This is a genomic window from Shewanella insulae (assembly GCF_009831655.1).
Taxonomy (GTDB): Bacteria; Pseudomonadota; Gammaproteobacteria; order Enterobacterales; family Shewanellaceae; genus Shewanella; species Shewanella insulae.
The window spans coordinates 121,536-140,251 of the sequence record NZ_WRPA01000007.1 but is presented as its reverse complement, the minus strand read 5'-3'; the positions used below and the strand labels follow the sequence as shown (position 1 = coordinate 140,251).

Here is an 18,716-nt window from a genome sequence, read left to right as displayed (position 1 = left end):
TTCTAAGTGTTAACTGAGCCTCCCAACTTAGCGGTCTCCGACTTAACGCTATCCTATTAAAAAGCTTTCTGATACAAAGCCGAGACAAAGCCATACAGAGTGCTTCTGTTTCCCAGAAGCCAGCCTCCTCATAATGCGCTACAGATAATCACGGCACGGAACCCTAAGGTGCCGAGTCTCTGCGACTCGCCAGGTTCATTGCCTTCGTCTGTAACCCATAAGGAAGTTGTATATGAGCCTGACACACAAGCCCAACCTATTGGCCTTTGGCACACTCGTCATGGCAACCGCCCTCCTCGGCGGCTGTAACCAATCGAGCAAGTCTGACACTAAGAAGGAGGTCGCCAGCAAGGTGGGCACCTACGCCAGCGTCGACTGCAGCACGTTCACCAAGAGCCAGGATCTGCCCAAAGGTGCCAGCTGCGGCTATTTGACGGTACCGGAAAAACATGCCCTTAAGGGCCAGAGCGCCTCCAAGACAACCATGGAGATCGCCGTGCTGAAGATCCCGGCGACCAAGACAGAGGTCAAGGCCGATCCCGTGGTCTACCTGCAGGGTGGCCCGGGCTACTCGGCCATCGACAGTTTGGAAGACTTCACCCAGAGCAAGGCGAAATACCTCTGGAACGACCGCGACTTCTATCTGGTGGATCAGCGCGGCACAGGCCACGCCAAACCGGCCTACAAGTGCACCGAATTTAACACGGTCAAAGGCTCAATCGAGCAGGTCAAGGCCTGTAAGGCCCGCCTCAAGGCCAAGGGGGTAGATTTCAGCGCCTACCAGAGCGTGCAGAGCGCCCATGACTTCATCATGCTGAGAAAGGCGCTCAAGCTCGACAGCTGGAACCTCTACGGCGGCTCCTACGGCACTCGACTGGCAGAGACCATCATACGCGAAGATAGCCAAGGGATCCGTAGCGTCATCCTCGACGGTGTATTCCCCATAGAGGTCAACGGCCTATCCGATACGCCTTGGGCCACCTATGCCACGCTGGATCGCATCATCGCCAACTGCGACGCCTCCACTAAGTGCGCATCGGAGATCCTCAAGCCGATGATCGAATCTATCATCGCGCGACTACAGAATCAGGGGGAAGATCAGGCAGCCATCCGTTTCGTCAACTACATCGCCAATCTAGTGGGTGATGCCAGGGTCGTCCCCCTGATCCAGGCGATCGACAAGGACCTGAACATCATCATCAAGGATAAAGACAACGAACCCGACGAGGACTATTTTGCCCCTATGGCCCTGTCTGTGGTCTGCTCCGAGGAATATGCCTTCCTCAACCAAACAGCCTTAGTGGGTCGCAACGACAAGAACTGGTCTACCACGACCACACTGACCGTAGACAAGGTGTTCCATCAGGGATTCGATATCGACAGCTGTAAGGCGTGGGATGTGGCCGCGGCCGATAGCATAGAGACCCAGGCCGTTACCAGTAACCTACCCATCCTGGTGGTTAACGGCGGTAACGATCCTCAGACGCCACCAGCCTGGGGGGAGTTAGTGGTGAAGAACATGCCAAATGCCCAGCTGTTCACCAACCCTCAGGGCGGCCACGTGCAGTTGACCTCGGAGAACCCTTATCGCAACTGTATCGACGGCATTACCATGGCCTTCCTGGCGGCCCCGGAACAGAAGATAAAGACCCAGTGTACCAGCATGATTCCCGTGTTTAAGTACAACTAACAGCAAGCATTCAGCCTAAGCCCTGACCAAAAGGTCGGGGCTTTTTTTCGGGCAAAAAAATGCCCCAGAAGATGGGGCGAGAGAACAGAAAAACACACTATGTTAGAAAAGAAGCTACACAAAACAAGGTCAGGGAACTGCTTGCGACCAATGCCGATACTCTAAGCCGAGTTAATGACATTATGATGACAAGTTCTGCCCACTAGGCCTCTTCTTTCGCTCGCTCATTTTCCAGATAGTTTTTTAGCCCTGCTCCCGGTATCGAACTCTCGGTGGCCACCGCAAAGGCTGCCCAGCGGGCGCCTTCGGCCATGGCCTGACAAAACTCATCGCCACGCACCAGCCCATGGATCAAGCCTGCCGCATAGGCGTCTCCCGCCCCAGTGGTATCGACCACGCTGGCCGACTCGGCCGCCACATGGGTCTGTGAATCCGCCTGATAGAGAATGGCGCCCGACTCGCCATCTGTCACTATGAAGGCCTGCAGACTGTCTCCGGCAATGGAGAGGCCATACTGCCAGGGCGACAGTTCGCTACGACCCTGCATGTCGGCTCGCGAGGCGATCAGCACATGGCAGGGACGCTCACGGTTATCCTTGGCCAGCTGCGCCACCACCAGGCTGTGGGGCAAGGCTGTCTTGGCCCAGCTCACCGCGCCTTCCGCGGAAGAGTTGATATAGAGGGCATCCCACTGACGCCAGTTCGGCGGCGCCGCCAGCTCGAATCTGGGGCGCTCTGGACGTATGATGGTGCGCTCACCATCCGGGGTCATCACCAGCAGCATCTCACAGGTATGTTGCTGATAGCGCTGCATCAGGCGGCAATCTATCCCCAGGGTGCTGGTCTCGGCCAGCAGCCAGTCGCCTATCTCGTCACGGCCCACCTGGCTCACCAGTGCTACCTCGTGCCCGGCCCACACCAGGCCTATGCCTGTGTTGGCACCGCCGCCCCCCAGGCGCTGGCCACCATCTTGATAGTGAAACCGCCCCCCCATCTTCAAGGGTTTATCGAGTCTGAGAATACGATCGCAATTGAGGTTGGCTACCAGCAGAATTTTGGCCATGCATGCTCCGAGTAACAGCGGATCAGGAGAAAATGAAGCTCGCCTAAACGGGTTGAGAAAATTAGCCCCGGAAACCTAATACTTTGGGGCCCGCCGAGCCTCCTTTATATCAAGGCCCGCAGGGCTTCTCAACCAATTAGGCCTGTAACTTATACATGCCTTCACTCGCCGGACGCGAGTACTCGAAGCCAAATTTGAGATAAAGGGCAGGCACATCAGCCATTAAGGTGATGTAGGCCCCCTTAGGCGCCGTCTCGTCGAGATAGGCCATGATGGCGCTCATGATAGCGCTGCCCAGGCCGCGCCCCTGATATTCGGGATCCACGGCGATATCCACCAGCTCGAAGTTGAGTGCGCCGTCGCCCACCACCCGCCCCATGGCGATCACCCTGTCACCCGCCAAAATATGTACGCCAAACAGACTCAGGGGCAGGCCGAGTTCTGCCGCCTCGCGAGACCTTGGGGTCAGGCCTGTTATCTGCCGCAGGCGCAGGAAATCATTGAGAGGCGCCACACGTTTGATCAGACGAAACTCCTGCAAAGGCTCGCCCGCCTGTGCCTCACGCCACTCACGCGCCAGCAGGCCATAGCCATACTCACTGCCCCAGCTGCCCTTAAAGAAGATGTTATCGCGATAATGAGCCTCGCGGCGAAAGCCCAGGCGCTCCAGCAGCCCCCAGGCGGCGTGATTTTGCACGTCTGTGATGGCCGAGAGTCTGTGTTTACCCAGGCCCTCAAACAGATACACCAACAACCCCTGCAGCGCCTCTCGCGCCAAGCCCTTTCCCTGATGCTCACTTGCCAGGGTAAAGCCTATCTCAACCTGCTGCGCATCGATGAAATGCAGCGCCAGATCCCCCACCAAGGCCTGGGGCTGACGACACTCGAGGGCCAGCTGCATCCAGGTACCGGGCGTCTCGAAGGGTGTCTGCTGTAAATTTTCGAACAGCGCCAGGGCATCCTGATACTGGTAATCTTGCCAGCTCTGGTAGCGGGCAACCTCAGGATCGGCACGGTAGGCGGTGAAGGCCTGAAGATCGGCCCGCTCGAAGGCGCGGCAGATAAGCCGCTCTGTCTCGAAATAGATCATCACTAAAGCCCTGCCGTAAGCCTAAGCTTGAGCCAGCGAATAGTAGCCGCCAGTCGGCGGTGCGGCGAACAGCGACATGGCGGCCTGCATCTTATCGCTCGGATAAGCCTGCACCGAGGCCCTGTGCTGCTCGGCAGATTCCCAACGCTCGATCACCATCAGGCGGTCCGCCTCGTCGACCGGACACAATACCTCATAGCTGAGGCAGCCCGGTGAGTTGCAAATATAATCGCTCAATGAGAGGAGGAAGGCCTTCAATGCCTCTGCCTGGCCCGGCGCGGCCTGAAATTCGCCAATACGTACTATCATCTGATTTCCCTGTACAAAATGAAGAGTTCACCAAGCTACCCTATTACAGGATGCTCCACAAACATACCTCCATGAGCTTATCGACCAATAAGTGCGTAAGCGATCACCCATATTAGCTTAGGCGATATGCGCCCCCTCACTTAAGCCAATCTTGAAAACAAAATAAGCGATTGAAAAGATTGATAAAAACAACACAAAACTTTCGACTTATGACGTTTCGACATAAAAATCAGCCTCAACAAGGTGACAACTTGACGTTACGCTGACGAGCATAAGGAGATTGTGAGGTTATTGAATGGACTCAATACTGACATTAGAAGAGCTGATGGATAAGCCGCTCTGCTGGGAAGAAAAACTGCGCCGCTACCACCAATGCCTGAGAGAATTTGAGCTGCTAGGTTACCAAGATCTCTTTATCGAACAGATACGCCAGGAGGCTCGTCAGCTTGAGCAGAAGTTAGCGCGCCGTGCTAAGGTGAATCACAGACAGGCTCCCGAGCGCCTCCCCTAGATCTCTTGAGCCAGCTGATCGAGAAAGCCCTGCATTACCCGAGTACGACGCTGCGCCTCTTCCCTCGCAGCCGCTGTCTGCATGGTATCCGCCAGGGTAAACAGCTTCTGCTTGAAATGGTCTAAGGTGTAACGGCCATCATCCGCCGCCCGCTCCCGACAGAAGGGATCCTCCCCATCATACAGGGGTCGTCCCAACGCTGCGCCAACCTGCAGGCAACGCACCACGCCTATGGCGCCCAGGGCATCCAGTCTATCGGCATCCTGCACTATCTTGGCTTCCAGCGTCTCGGGAGCGACACTCGCACTGAAACTGTGGGCGAGAATGGCATGGTGAATGGCGGCCAAATACTGCTGCGGATAACCCACCTCGGCGAGGAAGGCGATAGCCTTGTCCGCGGCCATCTTAGAGCTCTGACTGCGCCTGGGATCGTCTTTTGCCAGGGTGACACAGTCATGCAGCCAGGCGGCGGGTACCACCACTTCGGCACAGGCAGATTCGAGACCGCACAGACGTTTGGCTGTCTTCACCACTCGGGTAATGTGCTGCACATCGTGAGCGGCATCGGTCGGTGCAACGCTTTCGAGAAATTGTGAAAACAGACTTTCAAAGGCTTGCATCTTTAAGACTCCGACAATAAAAAAGGCCGATCTATGATCGGCCTCTTCAGCTCAGATAGCAAATGCCCCTTACATATCGCAGGGCTACATATCACAGGGCTTGAGCGGCTTACGCAGTTGTGCCCGCACGTTATCCATGCCTGAGTAGAACTCTTTCATCATCAGCAGGCCCATCATCTTACCGTTATCCGTCACGATCAGGTTATCGGGATCCTTGGGGTCGTTCTTGATGGCGCCGATCGCCTTCATCGAGGTCATCTCCTTAAACAGGGCCCAATCCAGGTTAACGCCGAAGGTGTCGCGGAAATATTTGCGGGACAGACGGCCAGAGAACATGCCCAGCAGGAAGCGATACTGCATCACATCCTTCTGACTGTAGTTCTTCTGCTGCTCGACCCCCATGCGGCCCGAGGCGATATTCTCCTGGTACTTGCGCAGGGAGAAGGTATTCACATACAGGGTGTCGTTGAGAAAGCTGAAAGAGCCAGAACCTACTCCCAGATACTCGTCATAATCGATCACATACTCATCGAAACCTTCGTTGTTGGCCTTACCGAATGCCCAGGCCGACAGCTGGTTATACTGGCCGTTCAGGCTATTTAAGATCTGGCGATATTGACGTGCCATATCGCCCTGAGGCGCGGCCAGCTTGCCCTTGACGCTCTTACGGGTCTGATGGGTGATCATCAAGGGATAGGTGGTGATCTGACGTGGGTCGAGACGAGAGGCCATATCCAAGTCGTTCTGGATCACCTCATCTGTCTGGCCACGGAAGCCGAAGATGAGATCCACGTTGATGATGGGAAACAACTCCTTGGCCGCCATGATCTTATCGAAGGTCTGTTGCCCCGAGCCAAACTTATCCAGTCGATCTGTCATCGCCAGGATGTCGTCGTTGAAGCTCTGCACCCCGATAGACATACGATCCACCAGGCCTTCGAGCTGTTTAAAACCTGGGCTGTCCAGGTGCTGAGGGTCCGACTCGCAGGAGACCTCCTTGATGCTAGGAAAGAGCTTCTTGGCATGTTCTATGGTGCGTGCCAGTTCATCTTCTAGCACTGTGGTGGTGCCACCGCCGATATACATGGACTCGAAGTCATAGCCCAGCGCCTTGACCATCTCCATCTCCTTACGCAACGAGACGAAATAGGCGCGCGCCTTCTCCTCCTTAAACAGGAAACGGTGGAAGGTGCAGAAGGAGCACAAGGTATGGCAGAAAGGCACATGGGCATAGAGCATGTACTTCTTACCTTCTATGGGTGCCGGCATCATAGAGGCGGACTGGGTATCGAGTCGTAGGTTCTTGTCGACATAATACTGCATCACTCGTTCCATCGAGCTCAGCATCCAGTTAGGGACGGTAATGTTAGCTTGGTACGGCTTAATCAATGCACCTGGCGCCGTTTGAATAATAGAAGACGAAGACATAGATATTCCTAGCTGAACCGGCCTTGAGAACAAAGCCTTTTAATAAATAAGGACTTAAAGCGATACACATCCATTTGCGGAACACAAAAGTATCACTTAAGGAATATATAAAACGTGAACTGGCTTGGAGTTACAACACCTAGCACTAGATTAGCCGAAGAATTGTTAAGCATGTCATGTTTTAGCAAATGTTGAATAAATGTGATCACACATTTTTCACCGAGCAAGGTGACGAGATGACTCGAAAAAAACCCGCGTAAGAATCCACCTGTTGCGGCGCAAAAATAAATAGCGTAGGTTAAATAATTAATAAAAATAATGATATAGACTCCGGCTATTTCAGTGGAGTGCAATTCGACACAAGGAAGTTAATAATGAAATGGAATCTACTGGTTACTGTGCTGCTCACCGCATCGCTGGCACTCTTTGGCTATGTGAAATACACAGAACTCGCGGCCAACAACCTCGCCAACGCGCAAGGACTCTCTGCCCTGAGCAAACAGATAGCCGGAACCGGCAGCATCATACCCGCCAAGACGGTGGCCTATTTCGATCTAACCGCTTGCCCTGAGGGGTGGCAGCCCTACAGCGAGGGACGTGGCCGCTTTACCTTAGCCGTGAATCATCAGGAGAATGCGCTGTCGGTACGCAAGCTCAATGACAAAGGCGGTGAGGAGAAGCATAAACTGACACTCGCCGAATTACCCAAGCACACCCATGTCTACGACGATTGGTACTACTATGACTCGGGAGACGAGCCGGAATACGCGACCGGAGAGGGCGATGATGTGGGCATGCGCCAACATCAAAAACGTCGCACCGAGCCCGAAGGCCACAGCGTCGCCCACAACAACATGCCCCCTTTCGTCGTGCTATTGCAGTGCATCAAGCAGTAGACCCCCTTACCTGACACACTCCCCCGGGCTGTGGCTGAAGTAGCGTTTGAACTCGCGGCTAAACTGAGCCGGGCTCTCGTAGCCCACCTCGATGGCGGCCTGCTTCACCTTCACCCCGGGGCGCTGCAACAGCTCCTTGGCCTTGTTCAGGCGCAGCTTCTTCAGGTACTGGATCGGTGACGAGGCGGTCACCTCCTTGAAGCAGCGATGAAACGCCGAGGGGCTCATGTTCACCAGGGCCGCGAGATGATCCACCTCTATGCTGGCGGCATAGTGTTTATGTAGATAGCTCAGCGCCTTGTCGATGCGCGACAGCCGGGTATGGCTCAGTGCCAGGGCATATAAGGGCGCCGCGTTGGGCAGGGCCAGCAGGCGATATAGGATCTCCAGCACCATGGCCTCACCCAGCGCCTCGGCCTCCAACGGTGATTGCAACGCCTGCAGCAGACGATGAATGCTGCACTCTATCGCCTCGCCGGTCGGGGCGATGAAATAGCCCGGCAGTCGCGACTCGCCCAGGGCCTGGGGCACCCTGTGGTGGTTATCCATGATGGGGATGAGGCGATTAAGCTGCGCCAGCTCTATATCTATCATCATCACCAGCACTGGCTCCTCCTTGCTGGCGAAGGTCTCACACTCCACCGGCATGGGCACTGTCATCACCAGGGTGTTCTGAGGATCATAGTCAAACACCCTGTTATCCAGATAGATACGCTTCTTACCCTGCCCCACTATCATGATCCCTTGGGAGTAACACAAGGGGCCGCGGGCACCGTAGGCGGAGCAGCGAAACAGCTTGATACCTGGCAATACGCTGTCGTTCATCCCCTCATCCGGGGCCAGCTCAGACATCAACTCGGCAATACTCTTCACACTCCACCTCTTGGGACAGGATAAGGACTCAATTGACGGCGATAATATCATCCAAGCAGAAAAAGGCATCAAAAATAATCAAAATTACTCCTTTTAAACCTAATAAAGCAGAAATAGGCAAGAGGCGTGCAGCAATAGGTATTTAAAACTCGCGCCAAGAGACTAGTATGTGCAGCATATTATTAGGTGACACAAGGTATCCCCATGCTTAACTTCGATTATCGCAATCCCACCCAGATCGTCTTCGGTAAAGATCGCCTGGCCGAGCTAGACAAGCTGATCCCCGCCGGCGCCCGCGTCATGGTGACCTATGGCGGCGGCAGCGTAAAACGCTTCGGCACCCTGGACAAGGTGCTCAGCGCCCTGGGCGATCGCACCGTCGTCGAATTCGGCGGCATCGAGGCCAACCCACAGTATGAGACCCTCGCCAAGGCGGCCAAGCTGGCAAGAGAGGAGTCTATCGACTTCCTGCTGGCGGTCGGTGGCGGCTCTGTGATAGATGGCACCAAGTTCATCGCCCTGGCGACCCGCTTCGAAGGTGACAGCGCCAGCCTGCTGTTCCACGGTTTCGCCCCAGTACCGGTCGAGGCGGATCAGGTGTTACCACTGGGCACCATAGCCACGCTGCCTGCCACAGGCTCAGAGATGAACGCCTTCGGCGTGGTGAGCTATAACGGCGGCAAGTTCCCGGTTAACCATCCCAGTATCTACCCGACCTTCTCGCTGCTGGATCCAACCCTGACCTTCACCCTGCCAAAGATTCAGGTGGCTAACGGTGTGGTAGACGCCTTCGTCCACGTGCTGGAGCAATATGCCACCTATCCGGTAGACGGCCGGGTACAGGACAGAACCGCCGAAGGAATCATGCGCACCCTGATCGAGATTGGCCCCGTCACACTGGAAGAGCCAGAGAACTATAATGCCAGAGCCAACCTGATGTGGAGTGCCACCTCGGCCCTCAATGGCATGATAGGCGCCGGCGTGCCGTTTGACTGGACGACCCATATGATAGGTCACGAGCTGACGGCCCTGTTTGGCATCGACCACGCCCAGACCCTGGCCGCCGTGTTGCCGTCGGTCTGGCGCGTACGCAAGACCCAGAAACACGCCAAGCTGCTGCAATACGCCGAGCGCGTGTGGGACATCACAGAAGGCGACGAAGCCAGCCGTGTCGATCTGGCGATCGACAAGACTGAGCAGTTCTTCCAGCAACTTGGTCTCAAGACCCGCCTGCGCGACTATGATATTGCCCAGGAGCAGATCGACGACATAGTCGCGGCACTGGAAGCCCACGGCATGACCGCCCTGTCAGAGTCTGGCGATCTCGGCCTGGATATCAGCCGCGAGATCCTGCAGCAGGCCTGGTAAGGCCCACAACACTAAACGATGAAGGCATCCCCAGGGATGCCTTTTTGCTATGCCCTGCAACTCCCAAAACTTCTCACCAAACTTGGCCAACTGACAAAGCAATACAAACTGCTGACAGTAATTAGCTGCGGTCCTCATTACACTGAGACTTTTCATCAGAGGAGACCGCCATGCTACGTTTTACCCTACCCCTGCTGCTGATATTTAGCGGCCTAGTTGGCTGTAACGCCGACCAACCTAGGCCACAAGCTCCACTGGCTAACTTCGTCTTTAGCCAGGAGAAACTCGAAGCATTGATTCAGGAGCGTGAGCCGATATTCTCTTCGATTCAACTCGAGTACCAACACACTCACTACGACAGGCTGGAATACGCCGACGTCTTCGTCGACACCCAGAAGCAGATTCCGTACTTACTGCTGGCCCTGAGCAGCGAGACGGGCCATAGCCTCACCTTAGCGATCAAATTTGATGAATCGCAGCTGCTGGGTTGTCAGATCTTCTCCGGCCCGCATCGCATCGACAGTTTCGACTGCTCAAATGCACAGCGACAAGAGCAAGGCGACAAGAGTATCTTCGAGCTACACACGAATGAGAAGAAGCAGTACCTCCAACTGACCTTTGTCACCGACTGGTTGGAATATTCCTCGGCAATAGGTTCGACCCTCTTCTCGCCTCAGGAGCATGGCGCTAGTATCGAGATTCTCACCAGCAACTATTTCGAGCCTCTGATCAACAACCAATGGTGCACAGAGGAGTGTGACAACCCCGCAAACTCCACCCTAGGAATCACCAGCTATCAGGCACTAAAACGTTTGGTGGATCATTACCCTAAGCAGAAGAAAGTGCTGATATTCGATAACTTTGTTGGCGGCTCCGCCGATGATGAGATCAACATGTACACAGGCTTACTTGTCCGAGACCATAAGCTAGATACCAAGGTCAGCCGCTCGGGACGCGTCTTCTCCGGCGCCACAGATCTGTTCGCCGCCGGAGTCAATCGGACCCTAGAACCTAAGATTACGGGCCTCAGCCTAGAACGAAATCAACAAATTGGTGTACACAGCTGGAGCGACAGCGAGCTGGACAAAGACGCCACAGATATCCCTTACAACGACGAGGCTCACCGCAGTCAGGCGACCTACTTCAGCCAAATGCTGGGCAAACAAGGGGTTCCCTTCTACCTGTTTACCCTCACCTCGGCCCCTGCACAAGGCGCCCATTGGATGTCTAGAGAGGAAATGCAAACTTATCGGCTCACCACCCATATTTTATAGACCGCTGTGGCCGATAATCGCTAGGATAGGCCGCCACGGGTCAGGCGCTCGGGATCCAGCAGGCGTCTGAGCTCCTCCTCGCTAAGGTCGGTGAGCTCCATGGCAACCTCGAGTATGGGTCGCCTATCCTGATAGGCCTGTTTGACTATCTTAGCCGCCTGTACATAGCCCACCCTGGGGCTCAGGGCGGTGACCAGTATAGGATTGCGATGCAGGGAGTCGGCTATCTTGTCTCGATTCACCACAAAACTGGCGATGGCCTTGTCGGCCAGCAGGCGCGACACATTGCTGAGGCTCTCTATGCTTTCTAACAGGTTAACCGCGATAAGCGGCTGCATCACGTTAAGCTCGAAATTGCCGGACTGACCGGCGATGGTGATCGCCATGTCCTTGCCCATCACCTGCGCCGCCACCATGCAGGCGGACTCGGGAATCACAGGGTTCACCTTGCCCGGCATGATAGAGGAGCCCGGCTGCAGGGGTTGCAGGCTGATCTCCCCCAGGCCCGCCAGCGGCCCCGAGTTCATCCAGCGCAGGTCGTTACTGATCTTCATGATGGCTACCGCCAGCGTCTTCAGCTGGCCCGATAGGGCGACGGCGGTATCATGGCTGGCCATACGGCTAAAGAGGTTATCCGCCGGGCGAAACTGGGTACGGGTCAGGGCGCTGAGCCTCTCGCAAAACACCTTAGAGAACTCCTCATGGGTGTTGACCCCAGTCCCCACCGCCGTGCCGCCCACGGGCAGCTGGGCCAGGGCGTCGCCTTGGCTCGCTATGCGCTCACGGCAATCATCGATCTGACTCGCCCAGCCCCCCAACACCTGATCGAAACGAACTGGCATGGCATCCATCAGATGGGTACGCCCCGTCTTGGTAACATCGGCCAGCTGCTGCGCCTTAGTCGTGATAGTCTGCGACAATAGGGTTAGCGAAGGCAGCAGCGACTGCTCCACCGCCAGCAGGGCGCTGATATGTATGGCGCTGGGAATGATGTCGTTACTGCTCTGCCCCAGGTTGATCACGTCGTTAGGATGCACCGCCTGACCCAGGCTATTAGACACCAGGGTTGCGAGCACCTCGTTGGCATTCATGTTACTGCTGGTGCCCGAGCCGGTCTGGAACATGTCGATAGGGAAATGGCGCATCATATGGGGATCCGCCAGCAGCTCCTGTACCGCCTGGGCGACCGCCGGGGCGATATTGGGCGCAAGCAGCCTGAGAGTCACATTGGCTTCGGCGGCGGCGAGCTTAGCCAGCAGTAAGGCGCGGATGAAGCCGCGGGGCATGGGACGACCACTCACGGGAAAGTTCTTGATCGCCCGCGCCGTCTGGGCACCATACAAGGCATCGGCGGGAATGTTGAGATCGCCCATGCTGTCGCTTACCACTTTGCTCTCCATCTCTCTCTCCTGCTTGTTGAGACTAGCTTGAGCTTAGGTCATCTCGGCCTAACTGGCGACCCAACAACAAGATTAAAACCAGAACGCAACAGGCCGAAAACATCCAGTTAGCATTCAATAGGTTATTGCAAAATCAGACTCGGTTTTGCTTGCAAATGTCTCTCTAACGGTTAGTCTGCCTCCACTTTGTTAAATGCCAAACCGTTAGTCTGAAGATGCGAGTAACCATGAGACACAAAGGAGCCTCTGGCTTTACCCTGATAGAGATGGTGGTAGTGATCGTCATTCTGGCCATTCTCAGCGTTGCAGCCGCCAGCAGATGGCTGAGCCTGACGCGCGAGGCGAGAGTTGCCCAGCTCCAGCAGCTAGAGGCCTCGGTGCAGGCCGCGAATCGGCTGGTCTACGCCCGCTCGGCCATCTCAGGCGTAACCCAGCAAGAACAGGCAAGCTACTTCCTCAATCCGGGAGATAAACAGAAAATACTGGTGAGGTATGGCTATCCTGAGTGGCGCGGCGACGCCGTGCCCCAACTGCTGACAGTCACCATGAAGGAATGGTTCTACGGGGCCAGCTGGACCCAAAAGGATATCGAGCTGCGCATCGGCCAGCGCAGCCTGTTTAAGACCCCTGGGGATCTCCTGGCTGATGATGCCCTCGCCTGCTACCTCAGGGTCGACACTAAATCCGGCACCCAGACCAAGATAGTCACCACGACTGTCATAGACAGCGACTGTTAATGGGCAAGGCTGGATTAAATCGCAGAGTAACGACCACTTAGTCACCTACCCTGTTGATGAGGAAGCTAAATGTCTGGTCACCAAAATTGAGCAAGGCGGCCTTGTCCAGGTCGACTATGGCCTGTGAGGCTGTCTCATAGCCCTCACCACTCAGGCTGAAATCTACCGACACCTGAGCCGCATTGTGTGGACTTACCTTGACGCTATATTGATACTTGTCCGCCAGTGTCATCTGCTCTGCCTTTACCGTATCTATCACAAAGGTTGGCGCGCCAAGCACCTCACCTTGCAGGCAGACCTCTGAGGTCACCTTAAAGGTATCGGCTAGGCTACTAAAGCTCACACTAACACCCCCGCTCAGGGCGAGTGCCATCAAAATCCCTCTGATCATATTCAACTCCTTTATCGTGAAAATCGCTCCCTTCACAACTTAGCGGCTTAAGGGTTATTGTCAACATTCTCAATGACTAATATTGCAAACAGCTAGTATCGCTAACAGCTGATGTTGCAAACAGCGACTATCACTCACAGCTACAGACACAAACCTTCGAGCTTATGCACACATAAAATGCGGGCATCAAAACGACAGGCATAAAAAAACACCCCGTCGGTAACCCGGCGAGGTGTTTTTTCATGTTAGTACCAAAGGCTGATACGAACGGCTAACGCCTTACTCTTTGTACTTCAGCGTGCCATTTTCTTTGATCTCGTCATACCAAAGGTTGTGATGCTGGGTCGCCCAGTTTTCATCACAGTAACCCGACACCATACACTCCATACCACCTTCTGACATCACGGTCGCCATGAAGATGTGAACGATAGAGAAGGCGCAGATAACGATGGCACTGACAGAGTGAAGAACCAGGGCAATCAGGCTCAGGGTGCGGCTGGGCTCGAACAGGTTCGGGAACAGCAGCAACATGCCTGAAGCCGAGATGATGAGGCCGAACAGGGCGAAGGCCCAGAACCACATCTTCTCACCGGCGTTGGCAAAGCCGGCATCCGGGTGCTTACCCTTGAAGGGGCCGAAGTTGATGTAACCACCAACGACCAGGAACCATTTAACATCATACATCTTAGGCAGCTGATTCTTGGCCCACAGTGTGGTCATCAGCGCCCAACCGATCATGAAGGGGATCGCCATGTAGTCGTGGATCTGCTTGGCACCATAGACCAGGCCGGCCCAGAAGCCTTCACCCAGGTATGGCTGGAAGAAGAAACGTCCCGCCAGCAGGGTAAGACCCGTGAGGATCAACAGCAGGCAAGGGATGGCCCCCAGCCAGTGGATAGAGACATCAAATTTCGACCAGCGATACACCATCTTGCCCGAGAAGCCGTGATGCAACTTGGAGATACCGTTCACCTTGATGAACAGCACGAAGATGATGATCATGCCAAACAGCGCCGCCATCAGGGCAGGTGCCAGCCAGTCGCTGCGAAGCTCGAGTACCCGCAGATCATAGCTGTTGATCGGCTGATTGTGGAACTGACCGTGAGAGGTAGTGTATCCGGTGGCGCCTGCCTGAATCTCCGACCAGATCTGCCCCTCGGTGGCGGCATGGGTATGGTCGGTCGCATCGCCATGGGCGAACGACAGGGCACTGAATGTGGTACCTATCACTAGCGCTAAGATCACGCTAAATTGTTTGAACCATTTGTTCATATTACATCCTTATCGTCCACACCGGGCAGGCCCGGTGTGGATTGTTGTGGCCTTATACAAGCTGGGGATTAACCCCAAATCGCATTTTTCGAACCACGGTATGCAACACGCTCGCGGAAGATGTTTGAGATAACCTCAGCATCACCGGCAAGTAGCGACTTAGTCGCACACAACTCGGCACACATAGGCAGCTTGCCTTCGGCAATACGGTTAGAACCGTATTTCTGACGCTCTGCATCTGAGTGGTTCTCTTCAGGACCACCGGCACAGAAGGTACACTTATCCATCTTGCCGCGGCTGCCGAAGGCACCCTGCTTAGGGAACTGAGGCGCGCCGAACGGACAGGCGTACAGGCAGTAGCCACAACCGATACAGGTATCTTTGTTGTGCAGCGTCAGGCCGTCTTCCGTCTTGTAGAAACAGTTTGCCGGACAAACCGCCTGACAAGGGGCGTCGGTACAGTGCATACAAGCCACAGAGATTGAGGCTTCGCCTGGCTGACCGTCGTTGATGGTCACCACGCGGCGACGTTGAATACCCCACTCCAGTGCAGAGTCGTTTTCGTTCTTACATGCCGTGACACAGCCGTTACATTCGATGCAGCGCTTGGTATCACATAAAAATTTCATTGTAGCCATATTGGCAAATCTCCCGATACTTAAGCTTTAGTGATCTGACAAAGCGACGCTTTGGTCTCTTGCATCTGCGTGACAGGGTCATAACCATAGGTCAATGCCGTGTTCGCAGACTCACCAATCACATAAGGCACAGTACCTTCTGGATAGTTATTCTCTAGGCTCTCACCATGCATCACACCGGCAAAGTGGTATGGCATCCAGGTAACACCTTGCTTAACGCGAGGGGTAACCATGGCCTTGATCTTGATGCGGCCACCTTCGGCGCCTTCCAGCCATACGGTATCGCCGTTGCGGATACCACGGTCGGCAGCATCGCCTGGGTGGATCTCAACAAACATCTCTTGTTGTAGCTCGGCCAGCCATGGGTTAGAGCGAGACTCTTCACCACCACCCTCGTACTCAACCAGACGACCAGAAGTAAGACCCAGTGGGTACTTAGTTGCTGTGTCTTTCTCTTGGATAGACTTGTACAGCGTCGGTAGACGGTGAACTTGCATGTCGTCGTACGTTGGGTACTTAGACACGAGATCGCGGCGCGGCGTGTACAGCGGCTCACGGTGAACAGGCACTTGATCCGGGAAGGTCCACACGATACAACGGGCCTTGGCGTTACCAAATGGGATACAGCCATGTTTCATGGCCACACGCTGGATACCGCCAGAAAGGTCGGTCTTCCAGTTCTTGCCTTCGGCTTCGGCCTTCTCTTCGGCGGTCAGGTCGTCCCACCAGCCCAGTTGCTTGAGCAGCTTGTCGCTGAACTCTGGGTAACCGTCTTGGATCTCGGCACCCTTAGAGAAGCTGCCTTCGGCCAGCAGGTTCTTGCCTTGGTACTCGACACCATAACGGGCACGGAAGTTACCACCGCCCTCAAGCACGTGTTTGTGTGTGTTGTAGAGGATCTGGGTACCAGGGTGTTTCTGCTCTGGTGTGCCCCAACATGGCCATGGCAGACCATAGGTGTCGCCCTTGGCTGGGCCACCTTCTGCCTCTAGGGTCTTGTTGCTGAAGGTGCCCCAGTTTTGGGTGTGCAGCTTCAGACGCTCAGGGCTCTGGCCAGACATACCGATGGTCCACATACCGCGGTTGATCTCGCGGGTGATGTCTTCGATCACTAGCATGTCTTTGGCATCTTTGGCGATGCGCTTAGTGTATTCCTTGTCGAAGCCGAGTTTCTGCGACAGGCGATACATGATCTCGATATCTGTCTTAGATTCGAATAGCGGCTCGATCACCTTCTCACGCCACTGCTGGCTACGGCCAGAGTTAGACACAGAACCTTCAGTCTCGAACTGAGTCGCCGCAGGTAAGAGGTAGACCCCATTCTTGCGACGGTGCATGACACCGGCCATAGTTGGGAATGGATCCACAACCACGACTGTGTCCATCTTATCCAGGGCGTCACGCACCTCGCGCTGACGGGTTTCTGTGTTGACAGATTGACCCCAGAAGAAGGCCATGCGTACGCGATCTTTCTGCGCCAGCTTCTCAGGCGTCTCTAATACGCCGTCATGCCAACGAGAACATGGAATACCAGGAGTATTCATTGGGATGCGACCCAGGTATTCGTTCTGATCGAAACGACCCTTAACCCAGTCGAAATCCAGATCCCAAACGTGTGACCAATGCTTCCAAGAACCTGTCTTCAGGCCATAGTAGCCAGGCAGGGTATCGAACAGCAGACCTAAGTCGGTCGCGCCCTGTACGTTATCGTGACCACGGAAGATGTTGGTACCGCCGCCAGAGACGCCCATATTGCCCAGGGCCAGCTGCAGGATACAGTAGGCACGAGTGTTGGCGTTACCAACGTGGTGCTGGGTACCACCCATACACCAAACCACAGTGCCAGGACGGTTTTCAGCCATCAGCTTGGCTGCCTGGTAAACCTGCTCTTCGCTCACGCCAGTGATGTTGGCCACTTCTTTAGGTGGGAACTTCTTCACCTCTTCGCGGATGGTGTCCATCTCGAACACGCGCTGCTTGATGAAGGTCTTGTCTTCCCAGCCGTTTTCGAAGATGTGCCACAACATGCCGTAGATGAAAGGAATATCGGTACCAGGACGCAGTGCACAGTGCAGATCTGAATGCGCCGCGGTGCGAGAGAAACGTGGGTCGACCACGATAACCTTAGCGTTGTTCTTCTCTTTGGCGATCAGAATGTGCTGCATGGCAACAGGGTGTGCCTCGGCAGGGTTTGAACCGATGAAGAAGATCGCGTTCGCATTCTGAATGTCGTTGAATGAGTTGGTTTGCGCACCATAACCCCAGGTGTTAGCAACACCGGCTACAGTGGTAGAGTGACAGATACGTGCCGAGTGGTCGACGTTGTTGGTGCCCCACATGGCCGCAAATTTACGGTACATGTAGCAGCCTTCGTTAGAGAACTTGGCGCTACCCATGAAGTAGAGTGAATCTGGACCCGACTCCTGGCGGATGCTCTGCATCTTGTCGCCGACTTCGTTGAAGGCCTGCTCCCAAGAGAGCTTCTTCCACTTGCCGTCGACCAGCTTCATTGGGTACTTAAGACGCTTCTCGCCGTGACCATGTTCACGCAGCGCAGCACCTTTGGCACAGTGACCACCGGCGTTGAATGGGTGATCGAATGCTGGTTCCTGACCCGTCCAGACACCATTTTGTACTTCGGCATACAGACCACAACCCACGGCACAGGCGCTACATACGGTGCGCTTGATCTCGATAGGGGCATCGTGTGGAATATCTTTCGCTTCGGCGCGGCGCATCATGCCGGTACCGAGAAGAGAGGCTGCTGCGATACCACCGGTTGTGATACCCGCATGCTTCATGAATTGACGACGGCTGATGCCTAAGCTTGGCTTAGCCGTTGCGACTGCCTCATTTGTTTTGCGCGTTAACTTCATCGCTCAAATTCTCCTAATTAGCTACGCAAGCTATTGTAATAACTGCGGATATGTGCAGTTTCATGGTAGCCATCGGCATGTTTTTCTTGAGATTTTGTCTCGGTTGCGTTGGCAACACTCACACCACTGGCGGCGATAGCCACACCGGCCGTACCACCTATGGTGAGTGCTTTCAGCAGAGATCTGCGGTTCAGATCGGGCTGTTGCTTCTTCATTCTTGCTCCTAGTGGATTAGGAAGTTTCGATAGTTAAGGATGATTTATTCAAAGCCGCCATCGGC

The 18,716-nt window shown here is 55.0% G+C and carries 18 protein-coding genes and 1 pseudogene; 6 read left to right on the top strand and 13 right to left on the bottom strand.

What is annotated here, in order from left to right; translation table 11 throughout:
* The first annotated feature begins 232 nt into the window (after window positions 1–232).
* Complete coding sequence (locus GNT65_RS09770) at window positions 233–1,690, top strand: alpha/beta hydrolase (RefSeq protein WP_160795690.1); 1,458 nt, start codon at window positions 233–235, stop codon at window positions 1,688–1,690.
* A 202-nt stretch (window positions 1,691–1,892) separates the two neighbouring features.
* On the opposite strand, the gene GNT65_RS09765 is transcribed toward GNT65_RS09770, so the two are convergent.
* The 4 genes and pseudogenes from GNT65_RS09765 to GNT65_RS09750 all read right to left on the bottom strand — a co-directional run bounded on the left by GNT65_RS09765 (window position 1,893) and on the right by GNT65_RS09750 (window position 4,152).
* On the bottom strand, window positions 1,893–2,753 hold the full coding sequence (locus GNT65_RS09765; RefSeq protein ID WP_160795688.1) for a PfkB family carbohydrate kinase: 861 nt from the start codon (window positions 2,751–2,753) through the stop codon (window positions 1,893–1,895).
* A gap of 136 nt (window positions 2,754–2,889) precedes the next feature.
* A complete protein-coding gene (locus GNT65_RS09760) occupies window positions 2,890–3,267 on the bottom strand; it encodes a GNAT family N-acetyltransferase (RefSeq protein WP_281213034.1) in 378 nt (125 codons plus the stop codon).
* Between the two features lie 51 nt (window positions 3,268–3,318).
* A pseudogene (locus tag GNT65_RS09755) lies at window positions 3,319–3,843 on the bottom strand (GNAT family N-acetyltransferase); the annotation flags it as partial.
* 21 nt (window positions 3,844–3,864) lie between these two features.
* Window positions 3,865–4,152: a putative quinol monooxygenase gene (locus tag GNT65_RS09750; protein WP_160795686.1), complete on the bottom strand. Its 288-nt coding sequence runs from the start codon at window positions 4,150–4,152 to the stop codon at window positions 3,865–3,867.
* Window positions 4,153–4,447: 295 nt separating this feature from the next.
* Here GNT65_RS09750 and GNT65_RS09745 point away from each other — a divergent pair, with 295 nt between their 5' ends.
* Window positions 4,448–4,663: a hypothetical protein gene (locus GNT65_RS09745; protein WP_160795684.1), complete on the top strand. Its 216-nt coding sequence runs from the start codon at window positions 4,448–4,450 to the stop codon at window positions 4,661–4,663.
* Here the strand turns inward: GNT65_RS09745 and GNT65_RS09740 are convergent.
* Both GNT65_RS09740 and GNT65_RS09735 read right to left on the bottom strand, forming a co-directional pair.
* A complete protein-coding gene (locus GNT65_RS09740) occupies window positions 4,660–5,283 on the bottom strand; it encodes an HD domain-containing protein (RefSeq protein ID WP_160795682.1) in 624 nt (207 codons plus the stop codon). The genes GNT65_RS09745 and GNT65_RS09740 overlap by 4 nt on opposite strands.
* An 84-nt stretch (window positions 5,284–5,367) precedes the next feature.
* Entirely contained in the window at window positions 5,368–6,711 is a 1,344-nt protein-coding gene (locus GNT65_RS09735; protein ID WP_160795680.1) for a coproporphyrinogen III oxidase family protein, read from the bottom strand.
* A gap of 374 nt (window positions 6,712–7,085) precedes the next feature.
* On the opposite strand from GNT65_RS09735, the gene GNT65_RS09730 reads away from it, so the two are divergent.
* Window positions 7,086–7,607: a hypothetical protein gene (locus GNT65_RS09730; RefSeq protein WP_160795678.1), complete on the top strand. Its 522-nt coding sequence runs from the start codon at window positions 7,086–7,088 to the stop codon at window positions 7,605–7,607.
* Window positions 7,608–7,613: 6 nt separating this feature from the next.
* Here the strand turns inward: GNT65_RS09730 and GNT65_RS09725 are convergent, their stop codons facing one another.
* Entirely contained in the window at window positions 7,614–8,480 is an 867-nt protein-coding gene (locus GNT65_RS09725) for an AraC family transcriptional regulator N-terminal domain-containing protein (RefSeq protein WP_160795676.1), read from the bottom strand.
* A 204-nt stretch (window positions 8,481–8,684) separates the two neighbouring features.
* On the opposite strand from GNT65_RS09725, the gene GNT65_RS09720 reads away from it, so the two are divergent.
* Both GNT65_RS09720 and GNT65_RS09715 read left to right on the top strand, forming a co-directional pair.
* Entirely contained in the window at window positions 8,685–9,848 is a 1,164-nt protein-coding gene (locus tag GNT65_RS09720; RefSeq protein WP_160795674.1) for an iron-containing alcohol dehydrogenase, read from the top strand.
* Between the two features lie 170 nt (window positions 9,849–10,018).
* Entirely contained in the window at window positions 10,019–11,122 is a 1,104-nt protein-coding gene (locus GNT65_RS09715; RefSeq protein ID WP_160795672.1) for a hypothetical protein, read from the top strand.
* A gap of 20 nt (window positions 11,123–11,142) precedes the next feature.
* On the opposite strand, the gene GNT65_RS09710 is transcribed toward GNT65_RS09715, so the two are convergent.
* Window positions 11,143–12,522: a class II fumarate hydratase gene (locus GNT65_RS09710; RefSeq protein ID WP_160795670.1), complete on the bottom strand. Its 1,380-nt coding sequence runs from the start codon at window positions 12,520–12,522 to the stop codon at window positions 11,143–11,145.
* A 227-nt stretch (window positions 12,523–12,749) separates the two neighbouring features.
* Between GNT65_RS09710 and GNT65_RS09705 the strand changes: the two genes are divergently transcribed.
* Window positions 12,750–13,259, top strand: a complete 510-nt coding sequence (locus tag GNT65_RS09705; RefSeq protein ID WP_160795668.1) for a type II secretion system protein — start codon at window positions 12,750–12,752, stop codon at window positions 13,257–13,259.
* 37 nt (window positions 13,260–13,296) lie between these two features.
* On the opposite strand, the gene GNT65_RS09700 is transcribed toward GNT65_RS09705, so the two are convergent.
* From GNT65_RS09700 to GNT65_RS09680, 5 genes are all read right to left on the bottom strand, one after another.
* Window positions 13,297–13,650: a hypothetical protein gene (locus tag GNT65_RS09700; protein ID WP_160795666.1), complete on the bottom strand. Its 354-nt coding sequence runs from the start codon at window positions 13,648–13,650 to the stop codon at window positions 13,297–13,299.
* 279 nt (window positions 13,651–13,929) lie between these two features.
* A complete protein-coding gene (locus tag GNT65_RS09695; RefSeq protein WP_160795664.1) occupies window positions 13,930–14,922 on the bottom strand; it encodes a formate dehydrogenase subunit gamma in 993 nt (330 codons plus the stop codon).
* A 68-nt stretch (window positions 14,923–14,990) separates the two neighbouring features.
* The gene (gene fdh3B, locus GNT65_RS09690; protein WP_160795662.1) at window positions 14,991–15,560 is read right to left on the bottom strand and encodes a formate dehydrogenase FDH3 subunit beta; all 570 of its coding nucleotides are present in this window, start codon (window positions 15,558–15,560) and stop codon (window positions 14,991–14,993) included.
* Between the two features lie 20 nt (window positions 15,561–15,580).
* Window positions 15,581–18,436 (bottom strand): molybdopterin-dependent oxidoreductase, encoded by a 2,856-nt coding sequence (locus GNT65_RS09685; RefSeq protein WP_160795661.1) that lies wholly within the window; start codon window positions 18,434–18,436, stop codon window positions 15,581–15,583.
* 17 nt (window positions 18,437–18,453) lie between these two features.
* Window positions 18,454–18,651, bottom strand: coding sequence for a twin-arginine translocation signal domain-containing protein (locus GNT65_RS09680; protein WP_160795659.1), 198 nt, complete (start codon window positions 18,649–18,651; stop codon window positions 18,454–18,456).
* Window positions 18,652–18,716: the final 65 nt, after the last annotated feature.

Coding starts and splice junctions, on each gene's coding strand:
- GNT65_RS09770 (WP_160795690.1), top strand. CDS start 233: ATGAGCCTGACACACAAGCCCAACCTATTGGCCTTTGGCACACTCGTC.
- GNT65_RS09765 (WP_160795688.1), bottom strand. CDS start 2,753: ATGGCCAAAATTCTGCTGGTAGCCAACCTCAATTGCGATCGTATTCTC.
- GNT65_RS09750 (WP_160795686.1), bottom strand. CDS start 4,152: ATGATAGTACGTATTGGCGAATTTCAGGCCGCGCCGGGCCAGGCAGAG.
- GNT65_RS09745 (WP_160795684.1), top strand. CDS start 4,448: ATGGACTCAATACTGACATTAGAAGAGCTGATGGATAAGCCGCTCTGC.
- GNT65_RS09740 (WP_160795682.1), bottom strand. CDS start 5,283: ATGCAAGCCTTTGAAAGTCTGTTTTCACAATTTCTCGAAAGCGTTGCA.
- GNT65_RS09735 (WP_160795680.1), bottom strand. CDS start 6,711: ATGTCTTCGTCTTCTATTATTCAAACGGCGCCAGGTGCATTGATTAAG.
- GNT65_RS09730 (WP_160795678.1), top strand. CDS start 7,086: ATGAAATGGAATCTACTGGTTACTGTGCTGCTCACCGCATCGCTGGCA.
- GNT65_RS09720 (WP_160795674.1), top strand. CDS start 8,685: ATGCTTAACTTCGATTATCGCAATCCCACCCAGATCGTCTTCGGTAAA.
- GNT65_RS09715 (WP_160795672.1), top strand. CDS start 10,019: ATGCTACGTTTTACCCTACCCCTGCTGCTGATATTTAGCGGCCTAGTT.
- GNT65_RS09710 (WP_160795670.1), bottom strand. CDS start 12,522: ATGGAGAGCAAAGTGGTAAGCGACAGCATGGGCGATCTCAACATTCCC.
- GNT65_RS09705 (WP_160795668.1), top strand. CDS start 12,750: ATGAGACACAAAGGAGCCTCTGGCTTTACCCTGATAGAGATGGTGGTA.
- GNT65_RS09700 (WP_160795666.1), bottom strand. CDS start 13,650: ATGATCAGAGGGATTTTGATGGCACTCGCCCTGAGCGGGGGTGTTAGT.
- GNT65_RS09695 (WP_160795664.1), bottom strand. CDS start 14,922: ATGAACAAATGGTTCAAACAATTTAGCGTGATCTTAGCGCTAGTGATA.
- fdh3B (WP_160795662.1), bottom strand. CDS start 15,560: ATGGCTACAATGAAATTTTTATGTGATACCAAGCGCTGCATCGAATGT.
- GNT65_RS09685 (WP_160795661.1), bottom strand. CDS start 18,436: ATGAAGTTAACGCGCAAAACAAATGAGGCAGTCGCAACGGCTAAGCCA.
- GNT65_RS09680 (WP_160795659.1), bottom strand. CDS start 18,651: ATGAAGAAGCAACAGCCCGATCTGAACCGCAGATCTCTGCTGAAAGCA.